The organism is Streptomyces sp. BK208 (genome assembly GCF_004364245.1).
Classification (GTDB): domain Bacteria; phylum Actinomycetota; class Actinomycetes; order Streptomycetales; family Streptomycetaceae; genus Streptomyces.
In genome coordinates this window covers 118865-145503 of sequence record NZ_SOAV01000016.1, presented here as the reverse complement: position 1 = coordinate 145503, position 26639 = coordinate 118865, and the positions used below count along the sequence as shown (strand labels likewise).

Here is a 26639-nt window from a genome sequence, read left to right as displayed (position 1 = left end):
GGGTGGGGTCCGCGGGGAACGGGCACTCGGCCCGCATGAGCGACAAGCGGATGCCACAGCAGACCGATCCCGCCGACCGCCGGACCGTGGAACGGCTGGTGGCGGCGTTCCTCGAGGAGACCGAACGGCACGAGCCCGCGGCCGCGGGCGAGGCCCGCGAGGGCTGGGAGCGCGGCGCGCTGTCCGAGCGGGCCGCCCAGGACCTCGCCACCTGGGTCACCGCCAGGGTCACGGACACCGGCTTCACCGAGGACGAGGGACCGTACGTGGCGGGCCCGGTCCGGATCACACCGGCCGACAAGGACACCGTGCACGCCTGGCTGCGCGCGCAGGGGCACGCCGTGTGAGAGCCGCGCGAGCCAGGTGACCGGTGCGCGTGCGGGTGCCACGTCGGGCTCGGCCCGGCGCCGCCCCGCCGGGCTCCCGCTCCGGTCGGCCCTCCGGCCGTGCGGTCGTCAGCCGGAGCGCGGGCGTGTCCCGGCGCCGGAGGGCGGCCGCCACTCGAACATGAGCAGCGTCGCGTCGTCCCGCAGCCGGTCCTCCTGGGTGGCCAGGATCGAGTGGATCAGCCGGCGCAACGACTCCGGGGCCAGCTCCCCGCCCGCCGTCGCCCGGATGACGTAGTCGGCGAAACGTTCGAGCCCCAGCAGCTTGGCCTCGCGGGTGCGGGCCTCCACGACCCCGTCGGTGTACATCAGCACCCGGTCTCCCGGCTCCAGGACGATCCTGTGCGTCCGGCGCTCCTGTGCGGTGAGCAGGGACGGCATACCCATGGGCGGGTCCGTGTCGCGCTCCATCGCATCGATGATCAACCGCTCGTCCCGGATCAGGATGGGCGCCGGATGACCGCAGTTGACCCAGTGCAGCAGCCCCGTGACCAGGTCCAGCTGCGCGACGACCGCCGTGCAGAACTTGTCCGGCAGCCAGTTCGACAGCGCCTCGTCCACACTCCGCACGAGTTCGGGCAGGGGCAGCCCGCTGCGCCGGGCGTTGCGGCAGGCCGCCAGCGCCACGGTGCTGGTGAGTCCGGAGGCCAGGTCGTGTCCCATGGCGTCCAGAACCGCCACGTGCAGGGTCGTGTCGGTGAGCGCGTGGTCGAAGGCGTCGCCGCCGATCTCGTAGGCGGGTTCCAGTACGGCCGTCGACACGACGGTGCCGTCGCCGATGGTGCGCGGAGGCAGCAGCGCGCGCAGCATCTCGGCCGGCAACTGCATCCGCTCGGTGCGGGTGCGCCGGACGAAGGAGTCCTCGTAGGCCCGCTTGGACGTGATCATCATGGCGAGCAGCGAAGCGAGCGCCCGGCCGCGGGTCAGCGAGGAAGCGGTGAGGGCGGTCTCGTCGACGGCCAGTACGCCCAGCCGCTCCGCCCCGTCGAGCAGCGGGAACCAGGCGGTGATACCGCCGCCCGTCCTGGACTCCTCCACCCGCAGCGACTGCGTGCGGTACGCCCATCCCGCCAGGGAACCGTCCACCGGGAGCGCCGGTGCCACGGCCGTCTGGGGGACGAGGCAGCGCTGCTGGATGTCGACGAGGTAGACGACGGCCTGCCGCAGCCCCAGCGCCTTGGCGGAACGTACCGTGGCGGTGCGCAGGTCCTGGGTGAGGTGGGCCGGATCGGCGAGGAACCGCCGCAGCGCCGCGTCGTCCGGGTCCGACGTGGACACCTCGTCTCCTCTCGTCGGGAGCCCGCCGCGGCGGGGACGATGCCCAGCAGTCTGGCACCGCGCCCCCCGCTCCGCCCGTCGAGGCGGCCGCCCGCGCGGTGCTTCGGCCCCACGGGAAGGGGCACGCGTCACCCTGTACGCCCCCGAGCGCCGAGGAGTGGTGCCGCATGACCGAGTACGAGCGTTCCCGCACCATGCACGCCCCGCCCGAGCGGGTCTTCGACCAGGCCGCGGACGTGGGGCGACTGGACACCTGGCTGCCCCGCGACCTGCACGTGGAACCGGAGGAGCCGCCCGCCGTCACCGTGCACGAGGACCGCACCGACCAGGACACCTCGGCGCTGCTGAGCGCCCGGCCCGAACAGATGCGGCTCGAATGGGGCACGCGCGAGCAGGGCAGCTACGCCGGCTGGCTGCAGGTCGCCGGACTCGACGGCGGCACCAGCGAGGTCACGGTGCACCTGTCGTTCCTCGACGACAGCCACGACCCCGGAGGGCAGGCGGTCACCGAGGCCCTCGACGGCAGCCTGCGGCGGCTCGAGGAGCAGGTGCGCACGCACACGCCGTAAGAAGGGGGAGCCGCCGTCCCGGACGAGCCGTCCGAGTGCTGAGGGGGCGGACGAGGCGCGCGGCGAGGCGGGCGGTTCTTCTGTGACGGGACCGCGCTGCGCCGGCCTCGTCCCGGCCCGCCCGCGCCGCGGCTTCGTCGTCACCGGCGCACGCGCGAGCTGACGCCACGTCACGCGCACCCGTGCAGAGCCGGTTGGCTGATCGTTTGCAGCCGTCCGGGTGGGCGGCCGCCCCGGCTGGCCGAGGCGGCCGTCACCCGAATGGACCCCGCTCAGTACTGGTGACGGCCCAACCGGTGTCTCCTGGAGGGTGTCAGCGGCGTCCAGGCTGGGAGGCCGATCATGTACGAAATGTGCGTGGGCCCGGAGAAGGCGGGCGGAGCGTTGGTGTGGCACGTGTTGGCCAAACAGGCCGCGGCCACACTGTGCGGACAGCAGCTCCGCGAACGTATGGAGGCATCCGACGGTGAACGGGCGCGTCACTGCCCGGACTGCATGGCTTCCTTCGAGAAGTTGATGGCAACCACACCGTGCTGACCGACCGTCCGCAGCCGTCCGCCCCGTCGCCCCGCGCGGCGGGGCGGACGGCGTGTCGGGGGAGGGGGGAGGCGGGAGCGCCGACCGGGGGCATGGACCTGGGTTGCTCCGGTGGTCTTCGCCGGGCGGGGTGCCGCGGCCGTTTCCGGTGATGCCGCAGCCATTGACTGGTGCGACGGCCGCTACGGCGCTCCGCGCACACCGTCGGCGAACCCGCTCCGGTCCTCCAGCCCCACCCTCGTGAGGTAGCACATGCCGCAGACCGGCGACTCGGCCCCGGCAGGTGCCTTCCGGCGGCTGGACCGGGTGGACGACATGGCTCGGCCGGCTCGCGGGACCTCGGCCCCCGCGGAGATCGGCGAGCCTGGACCGGGTGGACCGCCGACGGCCTGACGATCACTCGGGTGGCGCAGTGTCAGGGCGGGGAGCCGGGGAATTCGCCGGACAAGCTCCGCGCGCGCCGTCCTCCAGCGCCCGGGGCGGCGGCAGGAGACGCCGCGGCCGGTATCCCCGAGTCGGTCGCGGCGCCTCCCTCTCGTTCCGCCGACCGGCCGCCCCGGGCGGGGGCCGATGGGTGTCGGCCGCCCGGCCATTTGGGTGTCGTCCCCGATGGCCGGCCGGGGGCCCGGCGTGTGACCGTGGAGCGACGCCGAGCCCCGAGGGCTCTTCGGGGGCCGGGGGGACGTTCCAGGCAAGCCTGTTCCGCCCGTCGGCGGGCTCTGCCGCGTGGTCGGGGTCCGGGCGTGCCGTGCGCACCCGCGGTGCCGGCGGCCGGCGGCCGGGCGGCGTGCCGCCACGGAGGCGGTCCGGCGGGAGCGCTCGACGTCCGGCCTCGTCGCCGTACGCCGGTGCTCTGTTCCTCCCGGAGGGGTGTCATGCCACGGCGTCACGGGCGGTCCACGACGGTTCGGCCCGATGACGTACGACCGACCCGACGACGCACGATCGACCTCGCCATGTCCGACCGGAGAGACATGGCCGACGACCACGACGGACGACGCAGGACCGACGGCCACGACGGACGACGCAGGACCGACGGCCACGACGGACGACGCAGGACCGACGACCACGACCGAACCGACTCACGGCAGGCGACGCACGACAGACGACGCACGACCGAAACGACTCACGGCAGACGACGTACGACCGACGAAGGAGCATGCGCATCCATCCCCGTCAACTGAAGCCCTCCCGGCCCTCCGCGCAGTCAAAGGCGGTGACCCGTGGGACACGCTGACACCCTGCTCGCCATGGGCGGTGCCTTCGTGGCCGCCGCGTTCCTCGCCCGCCTCGGCGGCAGGATCGGACTGCCGACGATCCCCTTGTTCATGCTCGCCGGCATCCTGCTCGGTCCCCACACACCGGGCTTCGTCCTGGTCGAGGACGCGCACGACTTCGAGATGCTCTCCGCGCTCGGACTGGTGCTGCTGCTCTTCTACCTGGGCCTCGAGTTCCACCTGGACGACCTCAAAAGCGGCGGCAGACGTCTGCTCAGCGCCGGGGGCATCTACCTGCTCCTGAACGTCGGGGCCGGGCTCGGCTTCGGGTTCGTCCTCGGGTGGGGTGTGCGCGAGGCGCTGGTGCTGGCGGGCGTGCTCGGCATCTCCTCGTCCGCCATCGTCACCAAGATCCTCATCGACCTGGGCCGCATCGGCCGCCCCGAGACCCGGCTCATCCTCGGTGTCATCGTCGTCGAGGACATCTTCCTCGCGCTCTACCTGGCAGCTCTGCAACCGGTCGTCGCGGGTGCGCACGGCATGGCCGACACGCTCCTGCAGGCCGGCAAGGCCTTCGGCTTCCTGCTGGTGCTGGCCGCCGCGGCCCGCTACGGCACCCGCCTCGTTGGCCGGCTGATCGACACGCGGGACAACGAACTGCTCGTCATCAGCTTCCTCGGGGCCGCGGTGCTCGTCGCCGGGGTCTCCGAAGTCCTCGGCGTCGCCGACGCGATCGGCGCCTTCATGGTCGGATTGATCCTCGCCGGCACCCCCTCGGGGCCGCGGATCCGCGAACTGGTGCATCCGCTGCGCGACGCCTTCGCGGCCATCTTCTTCTTCGCCTTCGGACTCGCCATCGACCCCGGTGACCTCGCCTCCGTCGCCGGTCCGGTCGCCGCCGCCGCGGCACTGACCGTCGTCATGAACGTCGTCGCCGGGCTGTGCGTCGCCCGGGTGTACCACTACGGCAGCGAACAGGCCGCCGAGATCGCCACCACCCTGGTCGCGCGGGGGGAGTTCGCGCTGATCCTGGCCGCCATGGCCGCCGGTGCCGGACTCGACGCGCGGCTCGCCCCCTTCATCGCCGGATACGTCCTCGTCCTCGCCGTCCTCGGACCCGTCGTCGCGGGACGCGCCCACCTGCTCGCCGGTGCGCTCCGCGCCGTGGGCCGACTGCTGCCGGGCGGGACGGAACGGGACACGGTGGCGGGCGGCGGGACCGGCGCGGAGCCGCAGTCGGACAGCCGGCCGGTGCCGGTTCCCGCCCGGGCCTCCTCTTCGTCCGGGGCGTCGTCCTCCCCCGCGAAGGGCGCGGAGGCGGAGGGCTGACCGGGAGAGGAGGGCGCGGGTGACGACGCCGCGGGTGGCCGGTCCTCGCCCCGGGCACGACGGCACCGCGTGACCCGGTGGGACAATCTGCCCACAGGGCTGTTGCCCGGCGTCGTGGCCGGAGCGCCCGGGACCGGAAGGAGCCGTCAGCATGATCGAGTGGGTGCCCCTGGGCAGCGGTGCCAGACCCGTTCCCAGGCCGGTCGCGGCTCCCCTGGTGTGGGCGGGAGCGTTCGGCGGCGCCCTGCTCCTGGTCGCGCTCCTCAACGGCACCGTGGGCTCGGGGCGTCCGGGTTTCGCCCTGGTCGCGCTCTCCCTGCTGGCCGCCCTGCTCGGACTGTGCGCGCGGTTCACGGCCGCGCCGGGGACGGCGGTCCTGTGCTGGCTGACCCTCAACGGCTTCGCCGTACCGCCGGCCGGCACGCTCACGTGGACCGGCCGCCGGGACGCCTTGTGGCTGGCCTGTCTGCTCGCCGCGGCCCTCGTCGGTACGGCACTGGCCCGCCTCGTGCACGCGCGGGCCGCCTACCGACGGCTGACCACGGCGACGGGCCCCGACGCGTCGGAGCCGGGGGCCGGTCCCGGCACCGTCTGAGCCCGCCGGGCACGTGGCCGTCGCGGGGCCCAGAGCACCGGCGACCTGTCGCCGGTGGCCTGCCGCCGGTGGCGGGCGCCGGTGGCCGGGGAGGGCCGGACGGGAGACCGGTCCGCCCTCCCCGGCACGGTCCGTCAGGCCGTGTGCAGGGTCAGGCCGTAGCGGTTCAGGATCTCGTTGACCGGCTGGAACCAGGTCTCCCCGCCGCCGGAGCAGTTGCCCCAGCCGCCCGAGGTGACGCCCTGCGCCTGGTCACCGCTGATGAAGGAACCGCCGGAGTCGCCGCCCTCGGCGCACACACTGGTCTTGGTCAACTGGTGCACCACCGCGCCGTCGCTGTAGTTGACCGTCTCGTTGTGCGCGAGCACGGTGCCGCAGTGCCAGTGCGTGGTGGACCCGGAGCGGCAGATCGAGGCGCCCACGGGGGCCACGTTCGAGCCGCGTACGAGCTGGTCGGAGACCGTGCCCCAGCCGAGTACGACCGGCACCGTCCACCAGCCGCTGCCCACGCTGACCCACGCGTAGTCGTTGTCGGGGAACGAGGAGCCCTGGAACGTCCCGATGTACGAGCCGTCCCAGCCGCTCACCCCGGCGCCGGCCCGGCCGCAGTGACCGGCGGTGACGAATCCGCCGTGCACCGAGAAGCCGATGGAGCAGCGGACGTTGCCGGTGTAGTAGGGGTCGCCGCCGACGGTGCCCGCGGCGAAGGTCTGCGGAGCGGACGGCACCGTGCGCACCGTGACCGGCCCGGCCCGGCGGGCCCCTTCCAGGAAGCCGCGGACATCGTTGTCAGCGCGCTGGCCCGCGACCACGTCGACGACCACGGTGTTGGCGCGCTGGTCGACGTGCCAACTGGCGACGCCGGCGGGGGCGTCGAGGCGGTCGACACGTGCCTTGGCGGCGTCCAGTCGCCGCGCGCTGTGCCGGACGGTGCGCACCTCGGCGCCGGTGGCGCGGACCGCGCGCACCGTCGAGGGCGCGGCGTCCGAAGTGACGGCCACGGCCAGTCTTCCGGTGCGGGCGTCGAACCAGGAGCCGCCGTAGGCCTCTCCGGCGGCCCGGCGTGCCGCGGGTTCCAGGTCGGTGGCCTCGCGTTCGGCCGCCAGCCGGTCCTCGGCCTCGGCCCGGGTGAGGCCGAAGTCGCGACGCATGGCGTCCAGGAGGCCGGTGGAGGCCGGCTGCTCGGCGGAGGGAGAGGTGGAGGGGGAGGCGGCGGGGGCGTCGGCCGCCGAGGCCGGCAGCGTGCCGACCGCGCTGAGGCTGCCGAGCACGAGGAGTCCGGCCAGGCCGAGGTGCCTGAGTCTGCTGCGTCTCACGGAGTTGCCCTTCGTCGTTCCAGCAAGGTGGGGGTGGAACAGATGGCATGGCGCAACCGCGGGTTGAGAGCGCTCTCATCGGGTCGCTTCGAGCTTAGCCAGCGTCTGTCATCAGGTCCATGCCAATGCAGGGCCTTTCCGGGGCGCCGCTTCTCCGGCCCCGCTCGCGCCCTCCCCAGGAGGCCCGCCTCGCTTTCCGGCGGCTCCGCGCCGCTCCCCGGCTGCCCCGCCCCGCTCCCGGCGACCCCGCCCTGTTCCCCGGTGGCCCCACTCCCGTTGGTTGACCCGTCGCGGACGGGGCACTCAGGCTGCGTTCTCGCAATGACGGCCCCATGACGGCCACTGGACGTGGGAGGCACACGTGGCGGTTCGGCACAGGCTGATCGAGGCGACCCCCGAGGCCGTCTGGGACGTCCTCGCGGACGGCGACCTGTACGTGGAATGGGTGGTGGGGCCCTCGGAGGTCACCCCCAAGAGCGGGCAGTGGCCACAGGTCGGCGCGACGATCGCGTACGAGGTGCGGCTCGGTCCTCTCCGGCTGCACAACGAGACGGTGGTCAGGCACTGCGTGGAGGGCTCCGAACTGGAGCTGGAGGCGAAGGCGGGCGCGCTCGGCACGGCCCGCATCGCCATCGAACTGCGTCCCTGGGGCGAGCAGTGCCTGGTGATCGTGGACGAGCACCCGCTGCGCGGGCCCGGCGGCCTGGTGCACAACGTCGGGGTCGAGGCGCTGATCCAGATCCGGCACCGCACCATGCTCGCCAGGCTCGCGAAACTCTGCGAGTCCGAGGCCCGGTCCCGGCCCGGCGACCTGAGCCGTCCCGACCCGTCCGGCGCGCCGGGCTCCGTGACCCACCGGCCGGGAACCGGCCGTGCCTGACGCCGTCGTGGTCGGAGCCGGACCCAACGGCCTGGTCGCGGCCAACCTGCTGGCCGACGCCGGCTGGAGCGTGACGGTCCTGGAGGAGCAGCCCGTGCCGGGCGGCGCGGTGCGCCACGACAGCGAGGTCGCCCCCGGATTCGTCAACGACCTGTTCAGCTCCTTCTACCCGCTCGCCGCCGCCTCCCCGATCCTGCGCGGACTGCGGCTGCAGGACCACGGCCTGCGCTGGGCCCACGCGCCCCACGTGCTGGCCCACCCCCTGACCGACGGCACCTGTGCCGTCCTCGACCGCGACGTCGCCGTCACCGCCGCCTCCCTCGACACCTTCGCGCCCGGGGACGGTGCCGCCTGGGAGGGGCTGCACGAGGTGTGGGACCGCTACCGGGCCGACATCGTGGACGCCCTGTTCACCCCCTTCCCGCCGGTGCGGGCCGGAGCGCGGCTCGCCCTGCGGCTGCGCGGCGCGGGCGGTCTCAGGCTCGCCCGCACCCTGGTCCTGCCGGTGCGCCGCATGGGCGAGGAGGAGTTCCGCGGCGAGGGCGGCAAACTGATCCTTGCGGGCAACGCCCTGCACGCCGACCTCGCCCCCGAGGCGGCCGGCAGCGGCGGCTTCGGCTGGCTGATGTCGATGCTCGGACAGACCTACGGCTTCCCGGTGCCCGTCGGCGGCGCCGGAGCCCTCACCGAAGCCCTGGTCCACCGGTTGCGTGCCCGGGGCGGCACCCTGCACTGCGGGCGGCGCGTCGAACAGGTCCTGGTCCGCGACCGGCGCGCGGTCGGTGTGCGCACCGCCGACGGGGAGACGGTCGCCGCCCGACGCGCCGTCCTCGCGGACGTCTCCGTCCCCGCCCTGTACGGCCGGCTCGTCGCCCCGGACGACCTGCCGGACCAGGTCCGCACCGACGTGCGGCGCTTCCAGTGGGACTTCGCCACGTTCAAGGTGGACTGGGCGCTGGACGGGCCCGTGCCCTGGCGGTGCGAGGACGCGGCACGGGCCGGTACCGTGCACCTCGCCGACGGTCTGGACGAACTGACCCGGTTCGCCGCCCAGATCGCCATGCGGCAGGTCCCCGACCGCCCCTTCTCGCTGTTCGGTCAGATGACCACCACGGACCCGACGCGCTCACCGAGCGGCACCGAGTCCGCGTGGGCCTACACCCACGTGCCCCACGACATCCGCGCCGACGCGGGCGACGAGGGCATCACCGGCAGCTGGGACACCAGGGAACAGGAGCTGATGGCCGACCGGGTGGAACGCCAGGTGGAACGGTTCGCGCCCGGCTTCCGCACGCTGATCCGGGCCCGTCGGGTGCTTGCCCCGCCGACGCTCCAGGCCATGGACGCCAACCTGGAGGGCGGCGCCATCAACGGCGGCACCACCGCCATGCACCAGCAGCTGTTCTTCCGGCCCGTGCCCGGCACCGGACGGCCGGAGACACCGGTGACCGGTCTCTTCCTCGCCTCCGCGGGCGCCCACCCGGGAGGCGGAGTGCACGGCGCGCCCGGCGCCAACGCCGCGCGTGCCGCCCTGCGTCAGCACCGGTTCGCGGGGCTCGCCCGGGTGCAGCGGGTCCTGACCCGGCGGGACCGGGCCGGCGACCGCAGGTGAACGCCGCTGCCCATGTGACAGACCTCCGGGGAACCCTGACGAACCCCCGAGCAATCCCGGGCGACTCCCAGCAGTCCCGGGCAACTTCGAGGAAAGGGCCGAGCGGTGACGGACAGCCCCCTCCAGAATCGTGTCGTCGTGGTGACCGGCGCCGCGCGCGGACTCGGCGCCGCCCTGGCCCGCGCCTGCGCCCGCCGTGGCGCCCGGATCGCGCTGCTCGGCCTCGAGAAGCCGCACCTGGACGCCCTCGCGGCGGATCTGCCGGCCCCCGCGCTCGCCGTCGAGACCGACGTCACCGACCCCGCCGCACTGGCCGAAGCGGCCGATGAGACGCGCCGGCGCCTGGGCAAGCCCTCGGTCGTCGTGGCGAACGCGGGCATCGCCCACGGCGGACCGTTCGCCACCTCCGACCCCGCCGAGTGGAGCCGGGTCGTCGACGTGAACCTGACCGGCAGCGCCCACACCGCGCGGACCTTCCTGCCGGACCTCCTCGACACCGCGGGCTACCACCTGCAGATCGCGTCGCTGGCCTCGCTCGGCGCCGCCCCCATGATGAGCGCCTACTGCGCCTCCAAGGCGGGCGTGGAGGGCTTCACCCACTCGTTGCGCGCCGAAGTGGCCCACCGCGGCGTGGCCGTCGGCATCGCCTACCTCAACTGGATCGACACCGACATGATCCGCGACGCCGACCGGTACCCGGTCCTGCGGGAACTGCGCGCCCACATGCCGCCCCCGGCCCGCCGCACCTTCCCGGCGGACGACGTCGCCGCCCGTCTGGTCCGCGCCGTGGAGCGCCGGCGTACCGCCGTGTACGTGCCGGGGTGGCTGCGCCTGGTCCAGGTGGGCCGCGCCACCCTGCCGCCCGTGGTCGCACGGCTGTCCCGTCACGAACTGCCCCGGCTCGAGGTCAGGGAACCCCTGGGCCACACCGGGCCGCTCGGCGCGGGCGGGCTGGCCGACCGTGCGGCGGGCCCGGGGGAGTAGCCGCCGGAGCGGGGCGCATCGACCGGGCCGGCGCGCCGCGAAGTGCGGGGCCGCTTCGCCGCCGACGCGGCCGGTGCGCGTGCCGCTACCCGGCGCCGGGGGCCGGAGTACCGCCGGACCCCCCGGACCCGCGGTCCAGCACCGCGGTTTCCGTTTCCGCCCGCCTCCCCGGTCCTGATCCCGCGTCCGTCCCCCTCTCCGTCCCCCTCTCCCTCTCCGTCTTCGGCGCCGCCCCGTCGGCCTTCGCGTCGGCGCGCCGGCAAACGAAGGTGTGGGTGAGGCCCGTCTGCCAGCCCGGCAGCGGCAGGACACGGACCCCCGCGAACCCGGCCCGCCCCAGCCGCGCCGCGAACGCCGGAGCCGTGTCGAACGCCGCGACGCTGCGCCACAGGTGCCGGTACAGGTCCCGGTCGCCCGTCGCAGTCCCCAGCGGCAGGATGACCCCCCGGCACACCGCGTCCCACATCAGCCGGTCGGCGCGGCGGCCGCCGAGCGCGTACTCGTGCACCGCCAGCCGGCCCGCGGGGGCGAGCAGCCCGTGCACCGTGCGCAGGACGCTGTCGGGGTCGGTCAGGTTGCGGAAGAGGTAGGCGGCGAGGACCGCGTCGAAGGAGCCGTGTGCCTCGGTCCGCTCCAGATCCTCGGCCGTCGCGTGCACGAAGCGCACCCGTTCCGGCCAGTGCTTGGCGCGAGCCCGCTCCAGCATGCCGGCCGAGGCGTCCACCCCGACGATCTCGGCGGCGGGGAAGGCCGCGGCCAGGGCGGCGGTCGAGGCTCCCGTGCCGCAGCCGAGGTCGAGCACCCGGCTTCCGGCGCCGCCCTCGGCGAGGCCCAGCCGGCCGGCGGAGCGGCGCAACTGGGAGTGATAGCCGGGGTTCAGCGCGACGAGGCGGTCGTAGTGGCCCGCCCCGCGGTCGAAGGCGTCGGTCAGCGCGGCGTCGCGCAGCAAGGGCATCGAGGGCTCCCGGACGGTCGGTGCTCGGTGGACGGCGGTTCAGCGGACGGGCAGGTGCCGGCGCCGCAGCCACGGCAGTTCGGCCGCCGTACGCAGCATCGGCAGGACGGGGACGCGCAGGCCGAGCGCGAGGTCCTCGGACAGCGCCGAGCGGCCGTCGAGGAAACGCAGCAGCCGCGCGGCGGGCACACGGTCGAACAACCGGAAGAAGAGGTCGGGTCCATCCACCCGGCCGGTGTCAAGGGCGCGCAGCAGCACCGCGTCCATCAGCCGGGCGCGGGCCGGATGCGGGGGCGGCGGCACCGGGCGGCGGCCGGCGCGCACCGCACGCGCGACGGCCTCGGACTGCCGCTGCACGGCCGCGAAGGTGTAGCCGGTGGACGCCCGCGTCGCCCCGCCCGCCACGCCGATCCGGAAGACGCGGTCGCTGCCCGCGGCCCGCCGCTCGAAGACGGCGTCGGTCATCGGGATGACGCCCTGTTCGGTGGACAGGACCTCCAAAGCACCGGTGCGCAGCACGCGGCGCGTGTAGTCCTCCAGGAGGCGGTCGTACGCCTCGGCCGACAGGGGCGCCGGGCCGAACTCGGTGTACTCGACCAGCGCGGTGTGCCGCCCCGTCGGCAGCACGTAGCCGAACGACAGGCCCCGCCGCGGCTGCGCGGTGCGGAAGTCCATCAGGTCGACCACCTCCGGGTCGAAGACCGGCCGCTCGGTACGCACGAACCAGCCGCGGAAGTGCTGGAGCAGACGGGTGCGGGCGGCCGGCAACCGGTCGGGCGGGCGCGAGTCGAAGACCCAGCGGGCCCTCAGGTCCGTCGGGGAGCCCGTCGCGTCCGTGGCCCCCACCCGCACGGTGCCGTCCGGCAGGCCGGTCACCCCGTCGACGGTGGCCTCGACGCGCCGCAGCCCCGGACGGCCCTTCAGATCCCGCTCCACCAGCGCCTCGAAGTCGTCGGAGCGGATCATCTTGTAGCGGGCGGGCGCGATGTGCCGCCGGACGACCGCACCGTCCCGGCCGTGCACCCGCAGCCACTCCCACGTCGCCGTCGTCGCCCGGTCGAAGCGCCCGGGCCCGGCCTCCCAGAAGCACCAGGTGCGGCGCGGGGGCCGCAGCGGTCCAGGCGGCGGGTCGACCAGGACGACGGAGGGCGCCACCGCGTGCGGCGCCGGTGCGGGGAGCCGGTGAGCCAGGGAGAGACCCGCCGCCCCGGCACCGACGACCACGATGTCCGCGTCGAGCACGCCGCCTCCTACCCGTCCGTCCGCCCCGCCGGTTCGCTCCGGTCCGGCGGAGTATTCCGCCCGGTGCCGTCCGTGGGCGTGAACGGCACGCTGAACTCCGTGGTCCGGGTACCCGCCCGGCGGGCGATACCACCGGGCGGGTGACTGCCGGACAGAACCGGCCCCGGGGGCGTCGCGCCGGAGGCGAAGGGGGGAAGGCATGACGCCCGACCACACGAGAGGATCCGCGATGCGCCCCTGCACGGCCGAGAACGGCAACCACCGGCCGGACGGACCGCCCGCGGTCCGGGTCGCGCGATGACGCGGACGCTGACCGGGCGCACCGGCCACGTCGTGCTCGTCGGGACCCATGAGTGCCTGGTGACACCCGCCGACCGGACCGCACAGGGGCATGCCGCCCGCACCCCGCTCTCGGTCGCCCGCACCTTCGCCCGGACCGGCCCCTTCCGCCCCCGCGACCTGGTGCGCGGCACCGCCAACGAGGTCCTCGCGGGCTGCGGAACCATCCCCGGCGTCGGCGTGCCGACCGTCCTGGTCTCCGGGAAACCGGCCGCCGCCCGCGTCACCGGCGCACCGGCCCGCACCGGGGCGGCGAGGGGCGGACGGCGATGACCGGGCGCGAACTGGACGCCGCCGGCATCACCGATCCGGACCTGCGGGCCGCCTACGCCCGGTGCCGGCTCCTCAACGCCCGCCACGGGCGCACCTACTTCCTGGCCACCCGCCTCCTGCCCGCCGGCCGCAGGCCGGCCGTGCACGCCCTGTACGGGTTCGCGCGGTGGGCCGACGACATCGTCGACGACACGGGGTCCGCCGCCACGCCCGCCGAACGCGCGGCCGCCCTCGCCCGCCTCGACCGGCTCCTGCGGCGGGCGCTCACCGGCGGCCGGCCGGCCGACGAGCCCGTGGTCGTCGCCCTGGCCGACACGGCCGCCCGGTACGCCATCGAACCGGCGCACTTCACCGACTTCATGGCCTCCATGCGCGCCGACCTCACGGTCACCGACTACGCCACCTACGCCGACCTGCGCACCTACATGCACGGCTCGGCCGCCGTCATCGGCCTCCAGATGCTCCCGGTGCTCGGCACCGTGACCGCCCGCGCCCTGGCCGCCCCGCACGCGGCCGCCCTGGGGGTCGCCTTCCAGCTGACCAACTTCCTGCGGGACGTCGGCGAGGACCTGGACCGCGGCCGGATCTACCTCCCCGCCGACCTGCTCGCCGCGCACGGCGTCCACCGGGACCTGCTGCTGTGGAGCAGGCGCACCGGCCGCCGCGACGCGCGCATCACCGCCGCGCTGCGGGCCGCCGAGGACCTCACCCGGGGCGTCTACCGCGAGGCCGAGCCCGGACTCGCCATGCTCGACCCCGTCGCACGGCCCTGCGTCCGCGCCGCCTTCCTGCTCTACCGGAACATCCTCGACACCGTCGCGGACGGCGGATACGCGGTCCTGCACCACCGCGCGGTGGTGCCCCGCCGGCGCCGCGCGGCCGTCGCGGCCGACGGGCTCGTCCGCGTGCTCGCCGCCCGGCTCGGCGCCCGGCGCGCACCGACGCCGGTGCCCCGCCGCGTCGAGGCCCTCGACGCCCTCGACGTGGAGGAGCCCCGATGAGCCCGGACCCCCGGCCCCGCCGGGGACGCCTTCCCTGCGGCTGCGGCTGCGGCGCCGCGCGGTCACCCGGGGACCGGCAGCGGCCGACGTGGCGCGCGGCACGGCCCGCTCTCGTCGCCGCCGCCCTCAAGCGGGCCGAGGCCTGCCGCCGGTGGCGCGAGGACCTCGCCCACGCCGAACGCCGCGGGCGCCTGCGGGCCCGCGGCCGGTTCCCCGGCTGAACGGAGTGTCACCCCGATGCAGACCTTCCTCCCCCACCCCGGCTTCCGGGACTCGGCCCTGGTCCTGGACCGACGCCGCCTCGGCAAACAGCGCGTGGAGGCACTTCAGGTGCTGCGCGGACTCACCGTGCCCGGCTACGGCTGGCGCAGGCACCCGGCGGTGCGGATGTGGACGGGCTACGAGGAGGCCCTGGTCCGCTACGGCCTGGACGTCTGCCGGGTCTGGCGCGAGCAGGGTCACCAGGACAGCTGCGCGGCCTCACTCGTCGCGGGGCTCGCCGAGATCCGCCCCGGGGAACCGGTGCGGGACCAGCCGGAGCTGGCCGCCGCCGGGGAACTGCCGCCCTGGCTCGGCGACGAGGCCTTCCACCGCAGCCACCGCTCGGCCCTGGTCCGCAAGCAACCCGAGGTGTACGCCGAGCTGTTCCCCGGAGTCCCCGACGACCTGCCCTACGTGTGGCCGGATTCGGACCGGGAGCGCGGGGAGGCGGGGGACGGGACCCCTTAGGGCCGGCGGCGGGAGACGCGGTGGGGTCAGGTCTGCTGCTCGCCCGCCAGTTCCTTCATGTCGACCGTCTCGCCGGCCGGCGGCTGCCCGGGATCCACCGTCTCGCCGTACTCGCTGAACGTGACGCTGCCGGGGTTCTCGCCACCCTCGGTCGTGGTCTTGAGGATGTACGGCTCGCCCTCCGTCGCGACGTAGAGCGTGAGCTTCTCGCCCCCCGCGGCGTCCTTGGTCAGCGCCAGGGCCTCCTCGCCGTTCACGTCCGTCGTGGAGCCGCGCTTCATGCCCTTGCGCTCCGACTCGTCCTCGTCCATGGCGGCGATGAAGCCCTGCTTGTCGCAGATCCCGGAGGTCGTGGCGTCGTTCGCCGGCATCTTCACCCACTTGTCCGTGAGCTTGGGCGCCATCTTCCGCGCCGCGTCCGGCTGCTGCTTGAGGGCCGTCTGCCAGTACTGCTCGTCGCCCCGCAGATAGAGGGTCGCGTCGGTGTGCCGCACGTCCGCCCGGGTCTCGCCGGCGCCGATGGTGCCCTGGCAGTTCTTCTCCTGGTCGACCGAGACGTCGACGGTGACGGTGCTGCCGTCCTCCGTGCGGGTGTCGCCCTTCACGTGCACGGACTTCGCCTGCCGGGTGGCCTCGACGGCCTTTGCGGCGATGTCGTCGGCGCTCTGCCCCTCGAACGGCTTGCCCTCGTCCTCCGAATCGCCGCCGCAGCCGGCCAGTAAGGAAACACAGACGCTCGCGGTCGCCACTGCGATGGCCACTTTGCTGGTGCGCACTGGAAGTCCCTTCCCATGTCGGTTCATTACCGTCAAATCCCGTGCTGTACCGATGTGTTGGCATCGGGACTCTCCGACTACCCGCGATGGAGGGAACATGCACGTGATGGAGGATCCGTGACGGGCGGGTGAATGGCGTCCGGCGCGATTGGTCCCCGACGGCGCACCCGAAGTGGACCCGGTGGCGAGCCGCCCCGGTCCCTAGCGTCGTGGCCATGAACACCACCACCTCGCGCGGAGCCCTGCTCGCCGCGCTCGCCTGTGTCCTCGTCGGGGGCTCCTTCACCGCCAACAGCCTGCTGGGCGACTATCCCTACGCGGGCGGCCAGTTCCTGCGCTACGGCCTTGCCTTCCTGCTGCTCGTCCCGCTGGCGGGCCCCGGCGCGGCCACCCGGCTGCGCGCGCTCGGCCCCGGCCACTGGGTCCGCCTGGCGCTGCTCGCGGCCGTGGGAATGGTCGGGTTCAACCTCGCCGTCCTCGCCGCGGAACGCACCGCCGAGCCCGCCGTGCCGGGCGTCCTCGTGGGCTGCGCGCCCGTGGTGGTCGCCGTCGTCGTCCCCCTGCTGGAGGGGCGGCGCCCGCAACACCTCGTCCTGTACGGGGCGCTGTTCGTGGCCGTGGGGGCCTTCACGGTCCAGGGCTGGGGGCGCACCGACGGCGCGGGCATCGCCTTCTCCGTGTGCGCGCTGGCCGGCGAGGTGGGGTTCGCCGTCCTCGCGGTGCCGGTGCTGCGGCCCCTGGGCCCGCGGCTGCTGTCCGCCGTGGTGTGCGGCGTCGCGGCGGCCGAGTCGGCCCTGGCGGGTGTCCTGGCCGACGGGGCCGGGTGGCTGCGCCGGCCGGACGCGGTGGAGGCGGGCGCGCTGCTGTGGCAGGCGGTGGTGGTCACCGTCGTCGGCTTCGTGTGCTGGTACATGGGCATGCAACGGATCGGGGCCGAGCGCGCCACCCTGTTCTCCGGACTGATCCCGGTCGCCGCCGTCGGCACCGCACCGCTCGTCGGCACGGGATCGTACGGGCTCGCCCAGGCCGCGGGCAGCGCCCTGGTCTTCGCCGGGGTCGCCCTCGGGTCGGGCGCCTCGCTCCCGTTCGCGCGCGGACGACGGCCCGCGACGGGGCCTCAGGTGGTCGTCGAGCGGTCCTTGGAGAAGCTGTAGAGGTCCTTCGAGGTCGTGATGAGCTCGCGCTGCTCCTGCCGGGAGCCGACCATGGGCTGCGAGCCGTTCAGCGGTACCTGCGCGCTCTCGGGCAGGAACCTCACGGTCGCCAGGCCGACGGCACCGGCGACCATCAGGTAGTAGGCGGGCATCAGGTCGTCGCCGGTGAGGCTCACCAGCGCCTCGGTGACCAGCGGCGTGGTGCCGCCGAAGGCCGCGACGGCGAAGTTGAAGCCGATGGCCATCGCGGCGTAGCGCACGGCGGTCGGGAACAGCGCCGGGAGGGTGGCGGCGCTGGGCGCGGCGAAGCACGCCAGCAGGGTGGACAGCAGCAGCACCCCGAGGACCGGCGCCCAGACGCCGTCCGACCTCAGCAGCAGGAACGCCGGGACGGCGAGGACGATCATCGCCGCGGCGCCGACGGCGTACAGGGGGCGGCGGCCGACGTGGTCGCTGAGCCGGCCGAGGAACGTGATCAGCAGCACGATCCACACCATGCCGATCAGCACCAGCACGTCCGCGAAACCGCTGGAGCGGCCCAGCGTCTCCGTCTGGTACGTCGGCAGGTAGCCGGTGACCATGTAGTTGGTGACGTTGTAGAGCAGCACCAGGCCCATGCAGACGAGCAGCGGACGCCAGTGGTCGCGCACGATGGTGTTGAACTCGCTGCCCGCCGACTCCTGGGCAAGCCCCTTCTCGTGCTCGTCGAGCTGCTGCTGGAAGGCGGGGGACTCCTCCAGCTTGAGCCGCATGTACAGGCCGATGACGCCGAGCGGTCCGGCGATCAGGAACGGCAGCCGCCAGCCCCAGGCGAGCATCTGGTCGTCGGTCAGCGACAGGTTCAGGACGGTGACCAGCGCCGAACCCAGGGCGTAGCCGACGAAGGTGCCGAAGTCGAGCCAGCTGGAGAGGAAGCCGCGCCGCCGGTCGGGTGAGTACTCGGCGACGAAGGTGGTGGCGCCGCCGTACTCGCCGCCGGTGGAGAAGCCCTGGACCATCCGGGCGAGCAGCAGCAGGACCGGGGCGGCGATGCCGATGGTGGCGTAGCTGGGGATCAGGCCGATGGAGAAGGTGCCGAGCGCCATCATGATCATGGTGGTGGCGAGGACCTTCTGCCGGCCGACGCGGTCCCCGAGCGGGCCGAAGACCAGACCGCCGAGCGGGCGGACGACGAAGGCCGCGGCGAAGGTGGCGAACGAGGAGATGACCTGGGCGGCGGGGGAGGCGCCGGGGAAGAAGACCTTCCCGATGGTGGCGGCCAGATAGCTGTAGACGCCGAAGTCGAACCACTCCATGCAGTTGCCGAGGGCCGAGGCCCCGACCGCGCGCTTGAGCAGCGGCCCCTCGACGACCTGGACGTCCTCCTCGCGAAAGGCCCGCTTGGTGCGGCGCAGCCGGCGGGCCAGCTCCTCGCGCACCTGCCGCGGCAGGTGCGCGACCGTGCTCGGCATCTTCGCCCCGTTCCGGGGGCCGGACCCGTCGTCGGGCTTCGCGTCGACCACGCCGCTGCCTTCCTGCCGCTCCGTCACGGTTCGCCTCAGCGAATTCTGTGCCGCAACACGGGGCAGGCGCATGCCGGAGCCGCTGCCCGGGGCGGCGCGGGTGCCCCGGGCAGCGGTCGTGGTACGGCTCAGGGCTGGGCCGGCATGCTCCAGCAGTTGGAGCCGGCCGGTTTGCCGGAGAGCCGGTCGGTGAGCCAGGAGATGGCGTTGCCCTGATCGGTGAGCAGCGGGGCGAAGTGGTTCAGCAGGCCGCTGCCCACCCCCGGCAGCAGCACGGGGACGTACGTGACCTTCGCGCCCTTGTCGCACCAGTCGACGGCCAGCCGGCGGGCCTGGCCGTGCGGGACCAGGTCGTCGGCGGTGCCCGTGGCGACGCGGACCGGCCCCGCGGGCTTCAGGTCGCCGATGCGCTGCTCGGCCAGGAAGTCCTGGAGCGCGGGCTCGGCCCGGATGACGTCACTGAGGGACTGCCCGGTCTTCGTCCAGTCCGTGCTGCTGTCGCCGCCGTACCCGAAGAGCGCGTCGCCCACGCACATGGTCGACAGGTCCTTCAGCGCCGCCTCGCCGGCCTCGTTGACGTACCGGTCGGCGATGGGCCGTAGCGCGGGCTCGGTCTGCAGGAAGCCGTTGAGCGACCAGCCCAGCGCCCCCGCCAGGTCGCTGCCGTCGATCGCCTTCGTCACCTCCGTCAGATCGGCGGGCGGTGCGCCGGCGTAGGTGCCGGCCAGTCGGACGTCGGGCGCGTAGGCGGGCTGGAGCTCGGCCGCGGCCGCCGTGGCGCCGCCGCCCTGGCTGTACCCGAACAGGCCCACGCGGGACTCGGAAGTGACGGACGCCGAGTCGAGGGAACGCGCGGCGCGTACGGCGTCCAGCACCGCGTGGGCCCCGTCGACGCGGTTGACGTAGGTGTGCAGCCGGTCGGTGGTGCCGAGGCCCACGTAGTCGGTGACGACGACGGCGACGCCGCGCAGCAGTAGCCGGTAGACCGACAGGTCCTCGTAACCGACGGACACGGTCTGCCCGTTGAGACGCAACGGGTGCTCCAGCGCCATCGAGGCCGCGCACTGGTCGCCCTGCCCCATGGTGCCGGGCGCGACGGCGACCAGGGGGCGCGGTCCGTCGCCGTGCCACCTGGCGGCCGGTTCGATGTAGGCGCCGGTCACGGCGACCGCCTCGCCGTTCGCGTCGGTGGACTTGTACATCAGCCGGGTCGCCCGCCCCGGAAGGGGCCCGTCGATGCCGGGCAGGCTCAGCGCGAGGGGCAGCGGCTCGCTGCGGACCAGCGTGCCGTCGGCGCCGGGGAGTTCGGCGGGCGGGGTGTAGAAGGCGGGTATCTCGACGCCGCGGGAGGTCGTGGCCGCCGGGTCACCGGCCGCGGAAGCCGGGACGGCCTGGGCGCCGAGGGCGAGCGCGGCGGCGATCGCCGCGGCGAGCATGCGGGGACGTGGGGGCATGGCGAACCTCCTGGGGAAGGGCCGGATCCGGTCGTCCGCGGCCGTGTGGGGTCAGGGCCGTGGTCGCGCTGCTCCTGTGGGGCTACCGGACCGTAACCGGACAGGGATTACCAGGGGTAGCGCCTGTCTCGTTACGGTTCAGTAACTTGACGCCGCGTCTAACAAGGGCGCGGGCAGACGCACCGGGCCGCCGCGGCCGGGAACCGGATCGTGAAGGAGCCGGCTTCCCGGGCCGCGGCGGCCGACGGAGTCCACGGTGCGACCAGGGGCCGCTAGCGACGGCTCCGTACCAGCAGGTACAGGAAGTACGGCGTGCCGATGACCGCCGTCATGAGGCCCGCGCCGAGCTGGGCCGGGGCGATGACGGTGCGGCCGAGGAGGTCGGCGGCGCACACCAGCGTGGCACCGAGCAGGAGCGCGACCGGCACGACCCGCACGTGCCGGCGGCCCACGAGGGCGCGTGCCGCGTGCGGGGCCACCAGTCCGACGAAGCCGACGGTGCCGGCGCAGGCCACCGCGGTGGAGCTGAGCACCACGCTCAGCACCAGGAAGCCGAGGCGCCCCGGAGCCAGCCGCATGCCGAGCAGGCGCGGCGTGTCCTCGTCCAGGGAGACCAGGTCCAGCTCGGTGCGCCGGGCGAAGGCCACGCCGATGCCGACGACCAGCGCCAGCGCGACGGGCACGACGTCCGGCATGGTCCGCCCGTAGGTCGAACCCGACAGCCAGGTCAGCGCCTTGGTCGCGTTGAACGGGTCGGTGAGCACGATCAGCAGACTGATCAGCGCCGCCGTCCCGGAGGCCACGCCGATCCCGACGAGCACCAGCCGGTTCTGCCGGAAACCGCCCCGGGCGGCGAGCCCGAAGACGAGGACAGCGGTGACCGTGGACCCCGCGAACGCGGCTCCCGCCACACCCCACGTCCCGGCGGTCGGCACGGTGGTCACCAGGACGACCGCGCCGAGCGCGCCACCGCCGCTCACGCCGAGGACGTTGGGTTCGGCGAGCGGGTTGCGGGTCACGGCCTGCACGAGGGTGCCGGCCAGGGCGAGCGCCGCACCCGCACCCAGCGCCGCGAGGACCCGGGGCACCCGCGTGTCGAGCACGAAGGTGACGGCCCGGCCCGCCCGCCCCTGGGCCCAGTTGACGACGTCCCCGAGCAGCAGCTTGCTGTCGCCCACCAGTACGGCGGTGATCACGAGCCCCACCAGGACCACGACCAGGACGGCGAGCGTGGTCAGGAACACCGCCCGGCTCGGGATCCGCAGCCGGTCCGGCGCCCCGGCCCCCGAGGTGTCCCGCACCCGCAGCGCCATGGCGACCAGGAACACGGCACCGACCAGGCTCGTGACGACGCCCGTGGGCACGGCCACCGAGCGTTCGGCCGGGACCAGGGAGCGCAGCAGCACGTCCGAACCGAGCACCAGCGCCGCACCGGTGAGCGCCGCCGCGGGCAGCGCCGCACGGGAACGGGAGAAGCCGCGGAACCGGCGGCCGAGCGGGCGCACCAGGGCGGGTGCGCACAGGCCGACGAAGCCGATGGGCCCGGAGAGCGTCACCGCTGCGGCGGACAGCAGCGCCGCGAGCACGACCACCGTGACCCGGGTGGTCCGCACCGGGACGCCGAGACCGCGCGCCGCGTCGTCGCCGAGGGCCAGCGCGTCCACCCGGCGGGCCGTCAGCATCAGCCCGGCCAGTGCGATCAGGGCGATCGGCAGCATCTGCAGGACGCCGTCGAAGCCGTTCTGGGCGATGCTGCCCTGGTTCCACGCGTAGAGGCCCTTCGTCTGCTCCGGGAAGAGCAGCAGCAGCCCCTCGGTCATGGAGTTGAGGCCCAGCATCAGCGCGGTGCCCGCCAGCACCAGCCGTATGGTGCCCGTGCCGAGCCCGGACAGCCCGAGCACCACGGCCGCCGCCGCGAGGCCGCCCACGAAGGCGACCCCGGAGGAGGCGAGCAGGGGCAGCGACACCCCGGTGGCGCCCGCCAGCCCCAGCGCCAGGTAGGAACCGGCGTTCACCGCGAGGGTGTCGGGGGAGGCGAGCACGTTGCGGCTGACCGCCTGGAGCACGGCGCCGGCCGCGCCCAGGACGGCCCCGACCAGGAGCCCGGCGGTCATCCGGGGAAGCCGCGAGGCGACGACGACGGACGCGTCGTCCGGGTCGGCCCGCCCGGTCAGGGCTTTGAGGACCTCGGACGGTCCGACGGCGGCGGTGCCCTGTGTGATGTCGACGACGGCGAGCACGGCGACCAGCAGGACGATCCCGGCCGTCACCGCGGCCGCGCCCGACCGGGAGGCGGGGACCGTCGACGGACGGGCCGCGGTGGGTTCGGTTGCGGTGACGGCCATGACCCCGCTACTTCGTCAGGGCGCCGACGACGGCGTCGATGTACGCCTCCATCGACCCGGGGCCACCGAACATCCAGATGCCGTCGTCGAGACGGTGCACGTCCCCGGCCTTCACGAACGGCAGGGACTTCCACACGGAGTTCTTGGCCAGCTCACCGGTGAAGGGGGTGGCGCTCGGGTCGTCGTCGTTGCCGATGTAGGCGAACTGCGTGTCCTTGGGCAGCTCGGTCAGGCCCTCGACGTCGGTGGTGCCGAGACCGTAGGCCGCGTCGCCCTTCACCGTCCAGGCGTTCTTCAGACCGACCGCCTCGTTGACCTCACCGATCAGCGAGGTCGCCGTGTAGGGGCGGATCGAGACCTGGTTGGAGGCGACGTAACCGTCGGCGAAGGCGAGGTTCCTGCCCGCCAGGCCGGCGTCGGCCAGGGCCTTCTTGCCCTCGGCGACCTTGGTCTCGAAGTCCTCGCGCAGCGACCGGGCCTTGTCCGTGGTGCCGGTCGCCTTGGCGATGAGGTCGACGTTCCCCAGCATCCGGTCGATCTGACCGGTGCCGTCGGCGGAGGTCACCTCGATCACCGGCGCGACCTCGCGCAGCTGCTTCACGGCGGCCGGGGTGAGGTCCGTGGTGGCGACGATGAGGTCGGGGGCGAGGGAGGCGACGGTGTCCATGCTCGGCTCACCGCGGGTGCCGATGTCCTTCGGCTCGTTCTTGAGCGGAACGGCGCTGTCCCAGGTCCGGTATCCCTTGACGTCCGCCACGCCCACCGGGTCGACTCCGAGCGAGACGAGGGTCTCGACGACGTTCCACTCCGTGGCGACGACCTTGGTGGCCGGTCCGTCGAGCTTCACCTCGGTGCCCTTGCCGTCCTTGAGCGTGATCGCCTCGGATGCCTTCTTCTCGGTCTTGTCGGCGGCGGGTTCGGTGGTGCCGCAGGCGGCGAGGGTGAGCGCCGCGGCGGTGGTGGCGGCCGCGGTGAGCAGGAGGCGTCTCATGAGGTGGTGCCGAGCCTTTCGGGGTTCCGTATGTGGTGGCGGCCGATCGGGCGGGTGCGCAGCCGGCCGGTGAGGGGGTCGGTGTCGACGTCGATCCGGATGCCGTACACGGCGGTGAGCCGCTCCGGCGTCAGTACGTCCTCCGGCGGGCCGTCGGCGACGATCCGGCCCGCTTCGAGGAGCGTGATCCGGTCGGCGACGGCGGCGGCCTGGTCGAGGTCGTGCAGGACGACACCGACGGCGATGCCGTGGTCGTCCGCCAGGTCGCGGATCAGGTCGAGCAGTTCGACCTGGTAGCGCAGGTCGAGGTAGGTCGTGGGTTCGTCCAGGAGCAGTACGCCGGTCTCCTGGGCGAGGCAGCTCGCGAGCCACACCCGCTGCAACTGCCCGCCCGAGAGGTGGTCGGCGCCGCGGTCGGCGAGGCCGGCGACGCCGGTGAGGGCGAGGGCCCGGTCGACGGCGGCCGGGCCGTCCGGATCGGGGCGCCCCCAGCGGCCCCGGTACGGATAGCGGCCGAACTCGACGACGTCCCGCACGGTCAGCCCGCCCGGCGTCGGCCGTCCCTGCGTCAGCAGGGCGACGTACCGCGAGAACTCACGGGACGTCAGGGCCATCGCGTCGGTGGAGCCGTCCAGGCTGAGCGTGGCGCTGCGGGCCCGCTGCAGTCGGGCGACGGTCCGCAACAGCGTCGACTTCCCACTGCCGTTGGGGCCCACCAGGACGGTCACTTCACCGGGCCTGAGCCTGACTCCCGCGTCGTGCACGACATCCACGCCGTCGTACGCGACGGTCACGCCCGTCGCCGACAGCTCATGACCGCGCAGGCGCGGCGTACCGGCTGCGTCTTCAGCTGATCTCACGTAGCGAAGGTTAGCCTAACCTAAAAAGTGCTGGTAGGGGCGGGGCTCACACGACCCGCCCGGCACTCGCCCGACCTCGGCCCGCCGGCGGTGCGGGCGGTCTCAACTCGCCTGCCACATCTGTGGTTTCCACAGTCCCGCCCGGTTCAGCGACATCGGGCAGTGGAGGTAGATCTCGTCGATCTCCAGGAGCAGTGCGAGGTCCGGGCGTCTTCCGTCCCGCGCCATGGCGTCGAAGAAGGGCGCGTCGGTGAGGATGCGGGCGCGGCCGTTGACCCGGAGCACCTCCTTGCCGCCGGGGACCAGGTACAGCAGTCCGGCGTGCGGATTGTCCAGGACGTTGTGGAAGCTGTCCCCGCGCCGGTTGCCCGCACGGTCCGGCAGGGCGAGGGTGCCGGCGTCGAGGACGTGGGTGAAACCGGGGGTGTCGCCGCGGGGCGACACGTCGCAGTTCCCGCCGGCGTCGGAGGTCGCCAGGAGGCAGAAGGGCGAGCGGGACAGGATGTCCAGGTCGTCGTCCGTGAGCCGGTCGTGCACCTTCTCGATGACGACGGGCCAGGGTTCGCCCAGCAGCTCGCGCAGCTGCGCGCGGGAGCCGAGCTCGACCCAGCCGTCCTCTGCGGTGTCCGGCCGGTCTCCGGTCGTGTCGATCGTGTGCGGCAAGGCCGGGCTCCCTGGGGTGTGCGCGGAACGGCCGGAAGGGGCACCTCCGGCGGTTGTTGCACACAAAACATTATCTGATCTTAGGTTCGCCTTACCTGACCCTCGGGGTCGTCCTCAGAACGCGTACCGGATCCGCAGCCAGGGCGCGTGAGCGGCCACCAGTGCACGCAGCCGCGCGACCGCGTCCGCCTTCACGCCGTTGCGGTACCGCACGTTCACCGCGCCGTTCTCGGAGCGCTTGGCCTGCTGGATCTGAGGCCGCCACAGCACCTCCTCGGCGCGCGGGTGCCAGCCGAGGTTCACCTCGTGCAGATCCCGGTTGTGCGTCAGCATGATCACTTCGGCGGCTGCCTGCCGCTTGACCCGGTCCGGCAGGACGTCGTCGAGGTGCCGCAGCAGGCCCGCCCAGTCCTCCTCCCAGCCCGGCCGCACCACCACGGGGGAGAGGTTGAAGTGCACCTCGTAGCCGGCGTCCAGGAAGTCGCCGGCCGCGGCGATCCGCTCGGAGACCGGGGAGGTGCGCACGTCCAGCAGCCGGGAGTCGTCCGGCGGCATCAGCGAGAAGCGAATACGGGTGCGGCCGCGCGGGTCCAGGGCCAGCAGGTCGGGATTGACGAACTTCGTCGCGAAGGAGGCCTTGGCCGTCGGCCACAGCCGGAAGGCGTGCACCAGGTCCGCGGTGTTGTCGCAGATCAGCGCGTCCACCGAGCAGTCGCCGTTCTCGCCGATGTCGTAGACCCAGGCTTCGGCGTCGCACTGGTTCGGTTCGGGCTTGGGCCCCTGCCGGGCGATGTGCCGGCCGAGGTGGGCGATGATCCGGTCGATGTTGGTGAAGACGGTGACGGGATTGGCGTAGCCCTTGCGCCGCGGCACGTAGCAGTAGGCGCAGGCCATCGCGCAGCCGTTGGAGCCGCCCGGCGCGATCCAGTCCGCGGAGCGGCCGTTGGGACGGGTGGCCGGTGTCTTGCGCTCGCCCAGCACGAGCGTCTCGCCCTTGACCCGCACCCAGCGCTCGACGTTGCCCTCGTTGCCGTGCAGCCCGGGGATGCCCCAGTGGGAGTCCACCTCGATCACGCGGGCGTCGGGGAACCGGGAGAGGACCTGCCGGCCGCGCGGGGAGGCGGCCGCGGCCGGCTCGGCGTGGATCTCCCGCACCGGCAGCAGCCGGCGGGCGGCGGCGGAGTCCCGGAACATCGGCCCGGCGGCGGGCGCGGCGGGCGCGGCGGGCGGCAGGCCGGGCGCCGCCAGGGCGTCGAGGCCGAACAGGGTGCCGGAGCCGTCGTCGGACGGGGTGGACGGGTCGTGCATGAGGGCTCCGGGAGGAGGGCGCGGGGGTGACCGGGCGGCTCCGCCGCGGTCCGGTCCCTCCACTGTACGAAGCGCACGGCACCGTCCGTCGTGTCACGCGGCCCTTCGGGGGCATACGCGGGACACGGCACCGCCCCGGTGCCGACAATCCGAAGGGATGTGCACCGTGCTGGCCATCGTCGCGGCTGTTCTGTTCCTCCTCGCGTGGCTGATCAACGCGGCGGAGGTGTCGACCAACGACGTCTTCACCTCCACCAACATCATGCTCATCGGCCTCACCCTGCTCGCCCTGCACGTCGCCGGGATCGGCAGCGGCTGGGCGGCCCGCGGGCGCCGCCGCTGAG

The 26639-nt window shown here is 74.1% G+C and carries 23 protein-coding genes and 2 pseudogenes; 13 read left to right on the top strand and 12 right to left on the bottom strand.

Annotated elements, in window-relative coordinates; genetic code table 11:
- Positions 1 to 35: 35 nt before the first annotated feature.
- The gene (locus EV562_RS31875) at positions 36 to 347 is read left to right on the top strand and encodes a hypothetical protein (protein WP_133890336.1); all 312 of its coding nucleotides are present in this window, start codon (positions 36 to 38) and stop codon (positions 345 to 347) included.
- A 108-nt stretch (positions 348 to 455) separates the two neighbouring features.
- Here the strand turns inward: EV562_RS31875 and EV562_RS31870 are convergent, their stop codons facing one another.
- Positions 456 to 1664 carry a PP2C family protein-serine/threonine phosphatase gene (locus tag EV562_RS31870; protein ID WP_243860284.1) on the bottom strand — a complete coding sequence of 403 codons (1209 nt, stop codon included), beginning with the start codon at positions 1662 to 1664 and terminating at the stop codon, positions 456 to 458.
- A 167-nt stretch (positions 1665 to 1831) separates the two neighbouring features.
- On the opposite strand from EV562_RS31870, the gene EV562_RS31865 reads away from it, so the two are divergent.
- The 3 genes from EV562_RS31865 to EV562_RS31850 all read left to right on the top strand — a co-directional run bounded on the left by EV562_RS31865 (position 1832) and on the right by EV562_RS31850 (position 5911).
- Positions 1832 to 2233 (top strand): SRPBCC family protein, encoded by a 402-nt coding sequence (locus EV562_RS31865; protein WP_133890334.1) that lies wholly within the window; start codon positions 1832 to 1834, stop codon positions 2231 to 2233.
- 1760 nt (positions 2234 to 3993) lie between these two features.
- Entirely contained in the window at positions 3994 to 5316 is a 1323-nt protein-coding gene (locus EV562_RS31855; protein WP_133890332.1) for a cation:proton antiporter, read from the top strand.
- A gap of 151 nt (positions 5317 to 5467) precedes the next feature.
- On the top strand, positions 5468 to 5911 hold the full coding sequence (locus EV562_RS31850) for a hypothetical protein (RefSeq protein WP_133890331.1): 444 nt from the start codon (positions 5468 to 5470) through the stop codon (positions 5909 to 5911).
- A gap of 134 nt (positions 5912 to 6045) precedes the next feature.
- On the opposite strand, the gene EV562_RS31845 is transcribed toward EV562_RS31850, so the two are convergent.
- Positions 6046 to 7227 carry a S1 family peptidase gene (locus tag EV562_RS31845; protein WP_133890330.1) on the bottom strand — a complete coding sequence of 394 codons (1182 nt, stop codon included), beginning with the start codon at positions 7225 to 7227 and terminating at the stop codon, positions 6046 to 6048.
- 361 nt (positions 7228 to 7588) lie between these two features.
- Here EV562_RS31845 and EV562_RS31840 point away from each other — a divergent pair, with 361 nt between their 5' ends.
- The 3 genes from EV562_RS31840 to EV562_RS31830 all read left to right on the top strand — a co-directional run bounded on the left by EV562_RS31840 (position 7589) and on the right by EV562_RS31830 (position 10703).
- A complete protein-coding gene (locus EV562_RS31840) occupies positions 7589 to 8107 on the top strand; it encodes an SRPBCC family protein (RefSeq protein ID WP_133890329.1) in 519 nt (172 codons plus the stop codon).
- Positions 8100 to 9719 (top strand): NAD(P)/FAD-dependent oxidoreductase, encoded by a 1620-nt coding sequence (locus EV562_RS31835; RefSeq protein ID WP_133890328.1) that lies wholly within the window; start codon positions 8100 to 8102, stop codon positions 9717 to 9719. The genes EV562_RS31840 and EV562_RS31835 overlap by 8 nt, the downstream gene beginning before the upstream one ends.
- A gap of 105 nt (positions 9720 to 9824) precedes the next feature.
- The gene (locus tag EV562_RS31830; protein WP_133890327.1) at positions 9825 to 10703 is read left to right on the top strand and encodes an SDR family oxidoreductase; all 879 of its coding nucleotides are present in this window, start codon (positions 9825 to 9827) and stop codon (positions 10701 to 10703) included.
- Positions 10704 to 10956: 253 nt separating this feature from the next.
- Here the strand turns inward: EV562_RS31830 and EV562_RS31825 are convergent.
- A pseudogene (locus tag EV562_RS31825) lies at positions 10957 to 11658 on the bottom strand (methyltransferase domain-containing protein); the annotation flags it as partial.
- Between the two features lie 39 nt (positions 11659 to 11697).
- Entirely contained in the window at positions 11698 to 12900 is a 1203-nt protein-coding gene (locus EV562_RS31820) for a lycopene cyclase family protein (protein WP_133890325.1), read from the bottom strand.
- 351 nt (positions 12901 to 13251) lie between these two features.
- On the opposite strand from EV562_RS31820, the pseudogene EV562_RS31815 reads away from it, so the two are divergent.
- The 4 genes and pseudogenes from EV562_RS31815 to EV562_RS31800 all read left to right on the top strand — a co-directional run.
- Positions 13252 to 13512, top strand: a pseudogene (locus EV562_RS31815) (phytoene synthase); the annotation flags it as partial.
- Complete coding sequence (locus tag EV562_RS31810) at positions 13509 to 14513, top strand: phytoene/squalene synthase family protein (RefSeq protein ID WP_133890324.1); 1005 nt, start codon at positions 13509 to 13511, stop codon at positions 14511 to 14513. The pseudogene EV562_RS31815 and the gene EV562_RS31810, both read left to right, overlap by 4 nt.
- Positions 14510 to 14734: a hypothetical protein gene (locus EV562_RS31805; RefSeq protein ID WP_133890323.1), complete on the top strand. Its 225-nt coding sequence runs from the start codon at positions 14510 to 14512 to the stop codon at positions 14732 to 14734. The genes EV562_RS31810 and EV562_RS31805 overlap by 4 nt, the downstream gene beginning before the upstream one ends.
- 16 nt (positions 14735 to 14750) lie before the next feature.
- Complete coding sequence (locus EV562_RS31800; protein WP_133890322.1) at positions 14751 to 15242, top strand: MSMEG_6728 family protein; 492 nt, start codon at positions 14751 to 14753, stop codon at positions 15240 to 15242.
- A 26-nt stretch (positions 15243 to 15268) separates the two neighbouring features.
- Here the strand turns inward: EV562_RS31800 and EV562_RS31795 are convergent, their stop codons facing one another.
- Positions 15269 to 16018 carry a hypothetical protein gene (locus EV562_RS31795; RefSeq protein ID WP_133890321.1) on the bottom strand — a complete coding sequence of 250 codons (750 nt, stop codon included), beginning with the start codon at positions 16016 to 16018 and terminating at the stop codon, positions 15269 to 15271.
- Between the two features lie 215 nt (positions 16019 to 16233).
- Here EV562_RS31795 and EV562_RS31790 point away from each other — a divergent pair, with 215 nt between their 5' ends.
- On the top strand, positions 16234 to 17172 hold the full coding sequence (locus tag EV562_RS31790) for a DMT family transporter (RefSeq protein ID WP_133890320.1): 939 nt from the start codon (positions 16234 to 16236) through the stop codon (positions 17170 to 17172).
- Here EV562_RS31790 and EV562_RS31785 read toward each other — a convergent pair.
- From EV562_RS31785 to EV562_RS31755, 7 genes are all read right to left on the bottom strand, one after another.
- Positions 17136 to 18623 (bottom strand): MFS transporter, encoded by a 1488-nt coding sequence (locus EV562_RS31785; protein WP_133890377.1) that lies wholly within the window; start codon positions 18621 to 18623, stop codon positions 17136 to 17138. The genes EV562_RS31790 and EV562_RS31785 overlap by 37 nt on opposite strands.
- Before the next feature lie 179 nt (positions 18624 to 18802).
- Positions 18803 to 20128 carry a lipase family protein gene (locus EV562_RS31780; protein WP_133890319.1) on the bottom strand — a complete coding sequence of 442 codons (1326 nt, stop codon included), beginning with the start codon at positions 20126 to 20128 and terminating at the stop codon, positions 18803 to 18805.
- A gap of 272 nt (positions 20129 to 20400) precedes the next feature.
- The gene (locus EV562_RS31775; protein WP_133890318.1) at positions 20401 to 22473 is read right to left on the bottom strand and encodes an iron ABC transporter permease; all 2073 of its coding nucleotides are present in this window, start codon (positions 22471 to 22473) and stop codon (positions 20401 to 20403) included.
- 7 nt (positions 22474 to 22480) lie between these two features.
- Complete coding sequence (gene cdtB, locus EV562_RS31770; protein ID WP_133890317.1) at positions 22481 to 23464, bottom strand: siderophore ABC transporter substrate-binding protein CdtB; 984 nt, start codon at positions 23462 to 23464, stop codon at positions 22481 to 22483.
- On the bottom strand, positions 23461 to 24324 hold the full coding sequence (gene cdtA, locus EV562_RS31765) for a siderophore ABC transporter ATP-binding protein CdtA (protein WP_133890316.1): 864 nt from the start codon (positions 24322 to 24324) through the stop codon (positions 23461 to 23463). Before cdtA ends, cdtB begins: the two co-directional genes overlap by 4 nt.
- A gap of 102 nt (positions 24325 to 24426) precedes the next feature.
- Positions 24427 to 24987, bottom strand: a complete 561-nt coding sequence (locus tag EV562_RS31760) for an MSMEG_1061 family FMN-dependent PPOX-type flavoprotein (protein WP_133890315.1) — start codon at positions 24985 to 24987, stop codon at positions 24427 to 24429.
- A 114-nt stretch (positions 24988 to 25101) separates the two neighbouring features.
- Positions 25102 to 26295, bottom strand: a complete 1194-nt coding sequence (locus EV562_RS31755; protein ID WP_133890314.1) for a spore photoproduct lyase family protein — start codon at positions 26293 to 26295, stop codon at positions 25102 to 25104.
- A 157-nt stretch (positions 26296 to 26452) separates the two neighbouring features.
- Between EV562_RS31755 and EV562_RS31750 the strand changes: the two genes are divergently transcribed.
- Positions 26453 to 26638, top strand: a complete 186-nt coding sequence (locus EV562_RS31750; RefSeq protein WP_133890313.1) for a hypothetical protein — start codon at positions 26453 to 26455, stop codon at positions 26636 to 26638.
- The last annotated feature ends 1 nt before the right edge of the window (position 26639 follow it).

Bases quoted from the DNA above. Each gene is read 5' to 3' on its own strand.
- cdtB (WP_133890317.1), bottom strand. From the start codon at position 23,464: ATGAGACGCCTCCTGCTCACCGCGGCCGCCACCACCGCCGCGGCGCTC.
- EV562_RS31805 (WP_133890323.1), top strand. From the start codon at position 14,510: ATGAGCCCGGACCCCCGGCCCCGCCGGGGACGCCTTCCCTGCGGCTGC.
- EV562_RS31865 (WP_133890334.1), top strand. From the start codon at position 1,832: ATGACCGAGTACGAGCGTTCCCGCACCATGCACGCCCCGCCCGAGCGG.
- EV562_RS31790 (WP_133890320.1), top strand. From the start codon at position 16,234: ATGAACACCACCACCTCGCGCGGAGCCCTGCTCGCCGCGCTCGCCTGT.
- EV562_RS31775 (WP_133890318.1), bottom strand. From the start codon at position 22,473: ATGGCCGTCACCGCAACCGAACCCACCGCGGCCCGTCCGTCGACGGTC.
- EV562_RS31850 (WP_133890331.1), top strand. From the start codon at position 5,468: ATGATCGAGTGGGTGCCCCTGGGCAGCGGTGCCAGACCCGTTCCCAGG.
- EV562_RS31755 (WP_133890314.1), bottom strand. From the start codon at position 26,295: ATGCACGACCCGTCCACCCCGTCCGACGACGGCTCCGGCACCCTGTTC.
- EV562_RS31785 (WP_133890377.1), bottom strand. From the start codon at position 18,623: ATGCCGAGCACGGTCGCGCACCTGCCGCGGCAGGTGCGCGAGGAGCTG.
- EV562_RS31800 (WP_133890322.1), top strand. From the start codon at position 14,751: ATGCAGACCTTCCTCCCCCACCCCGGCTTCCGGGACTCGGCCCTGGTC.
- EV562_RS31875 (WP_133890336.1), top strand. From the start codon at position 36: ATGAGCGACAAGCGGATGCCACAGCAGACCGATCCCGCCGACCGCCGG.
- EV562_RS31810 (WP_133890324.1), top strand. From the start codon at position 13,509: ATGACCGGGCGCGAACTGGACGCCGCCGGCATCACCGATCCGGACCTG.
- EV562_RS31750 (WP_133890313.1), top strand. From the start codon at position 26,453: ATGTGCACCGTGCTGGCCATCGTCGCGGCTGTTCTGTTCCTCCTCGCG.
- EV562_RS31780 (WP_133890319.1), bottom strand. From the start codon at position 20,128: ATGCCCCCACGTCCCCGCATGCTCGCCGCGGCGATCGCCGCCGCGCTC.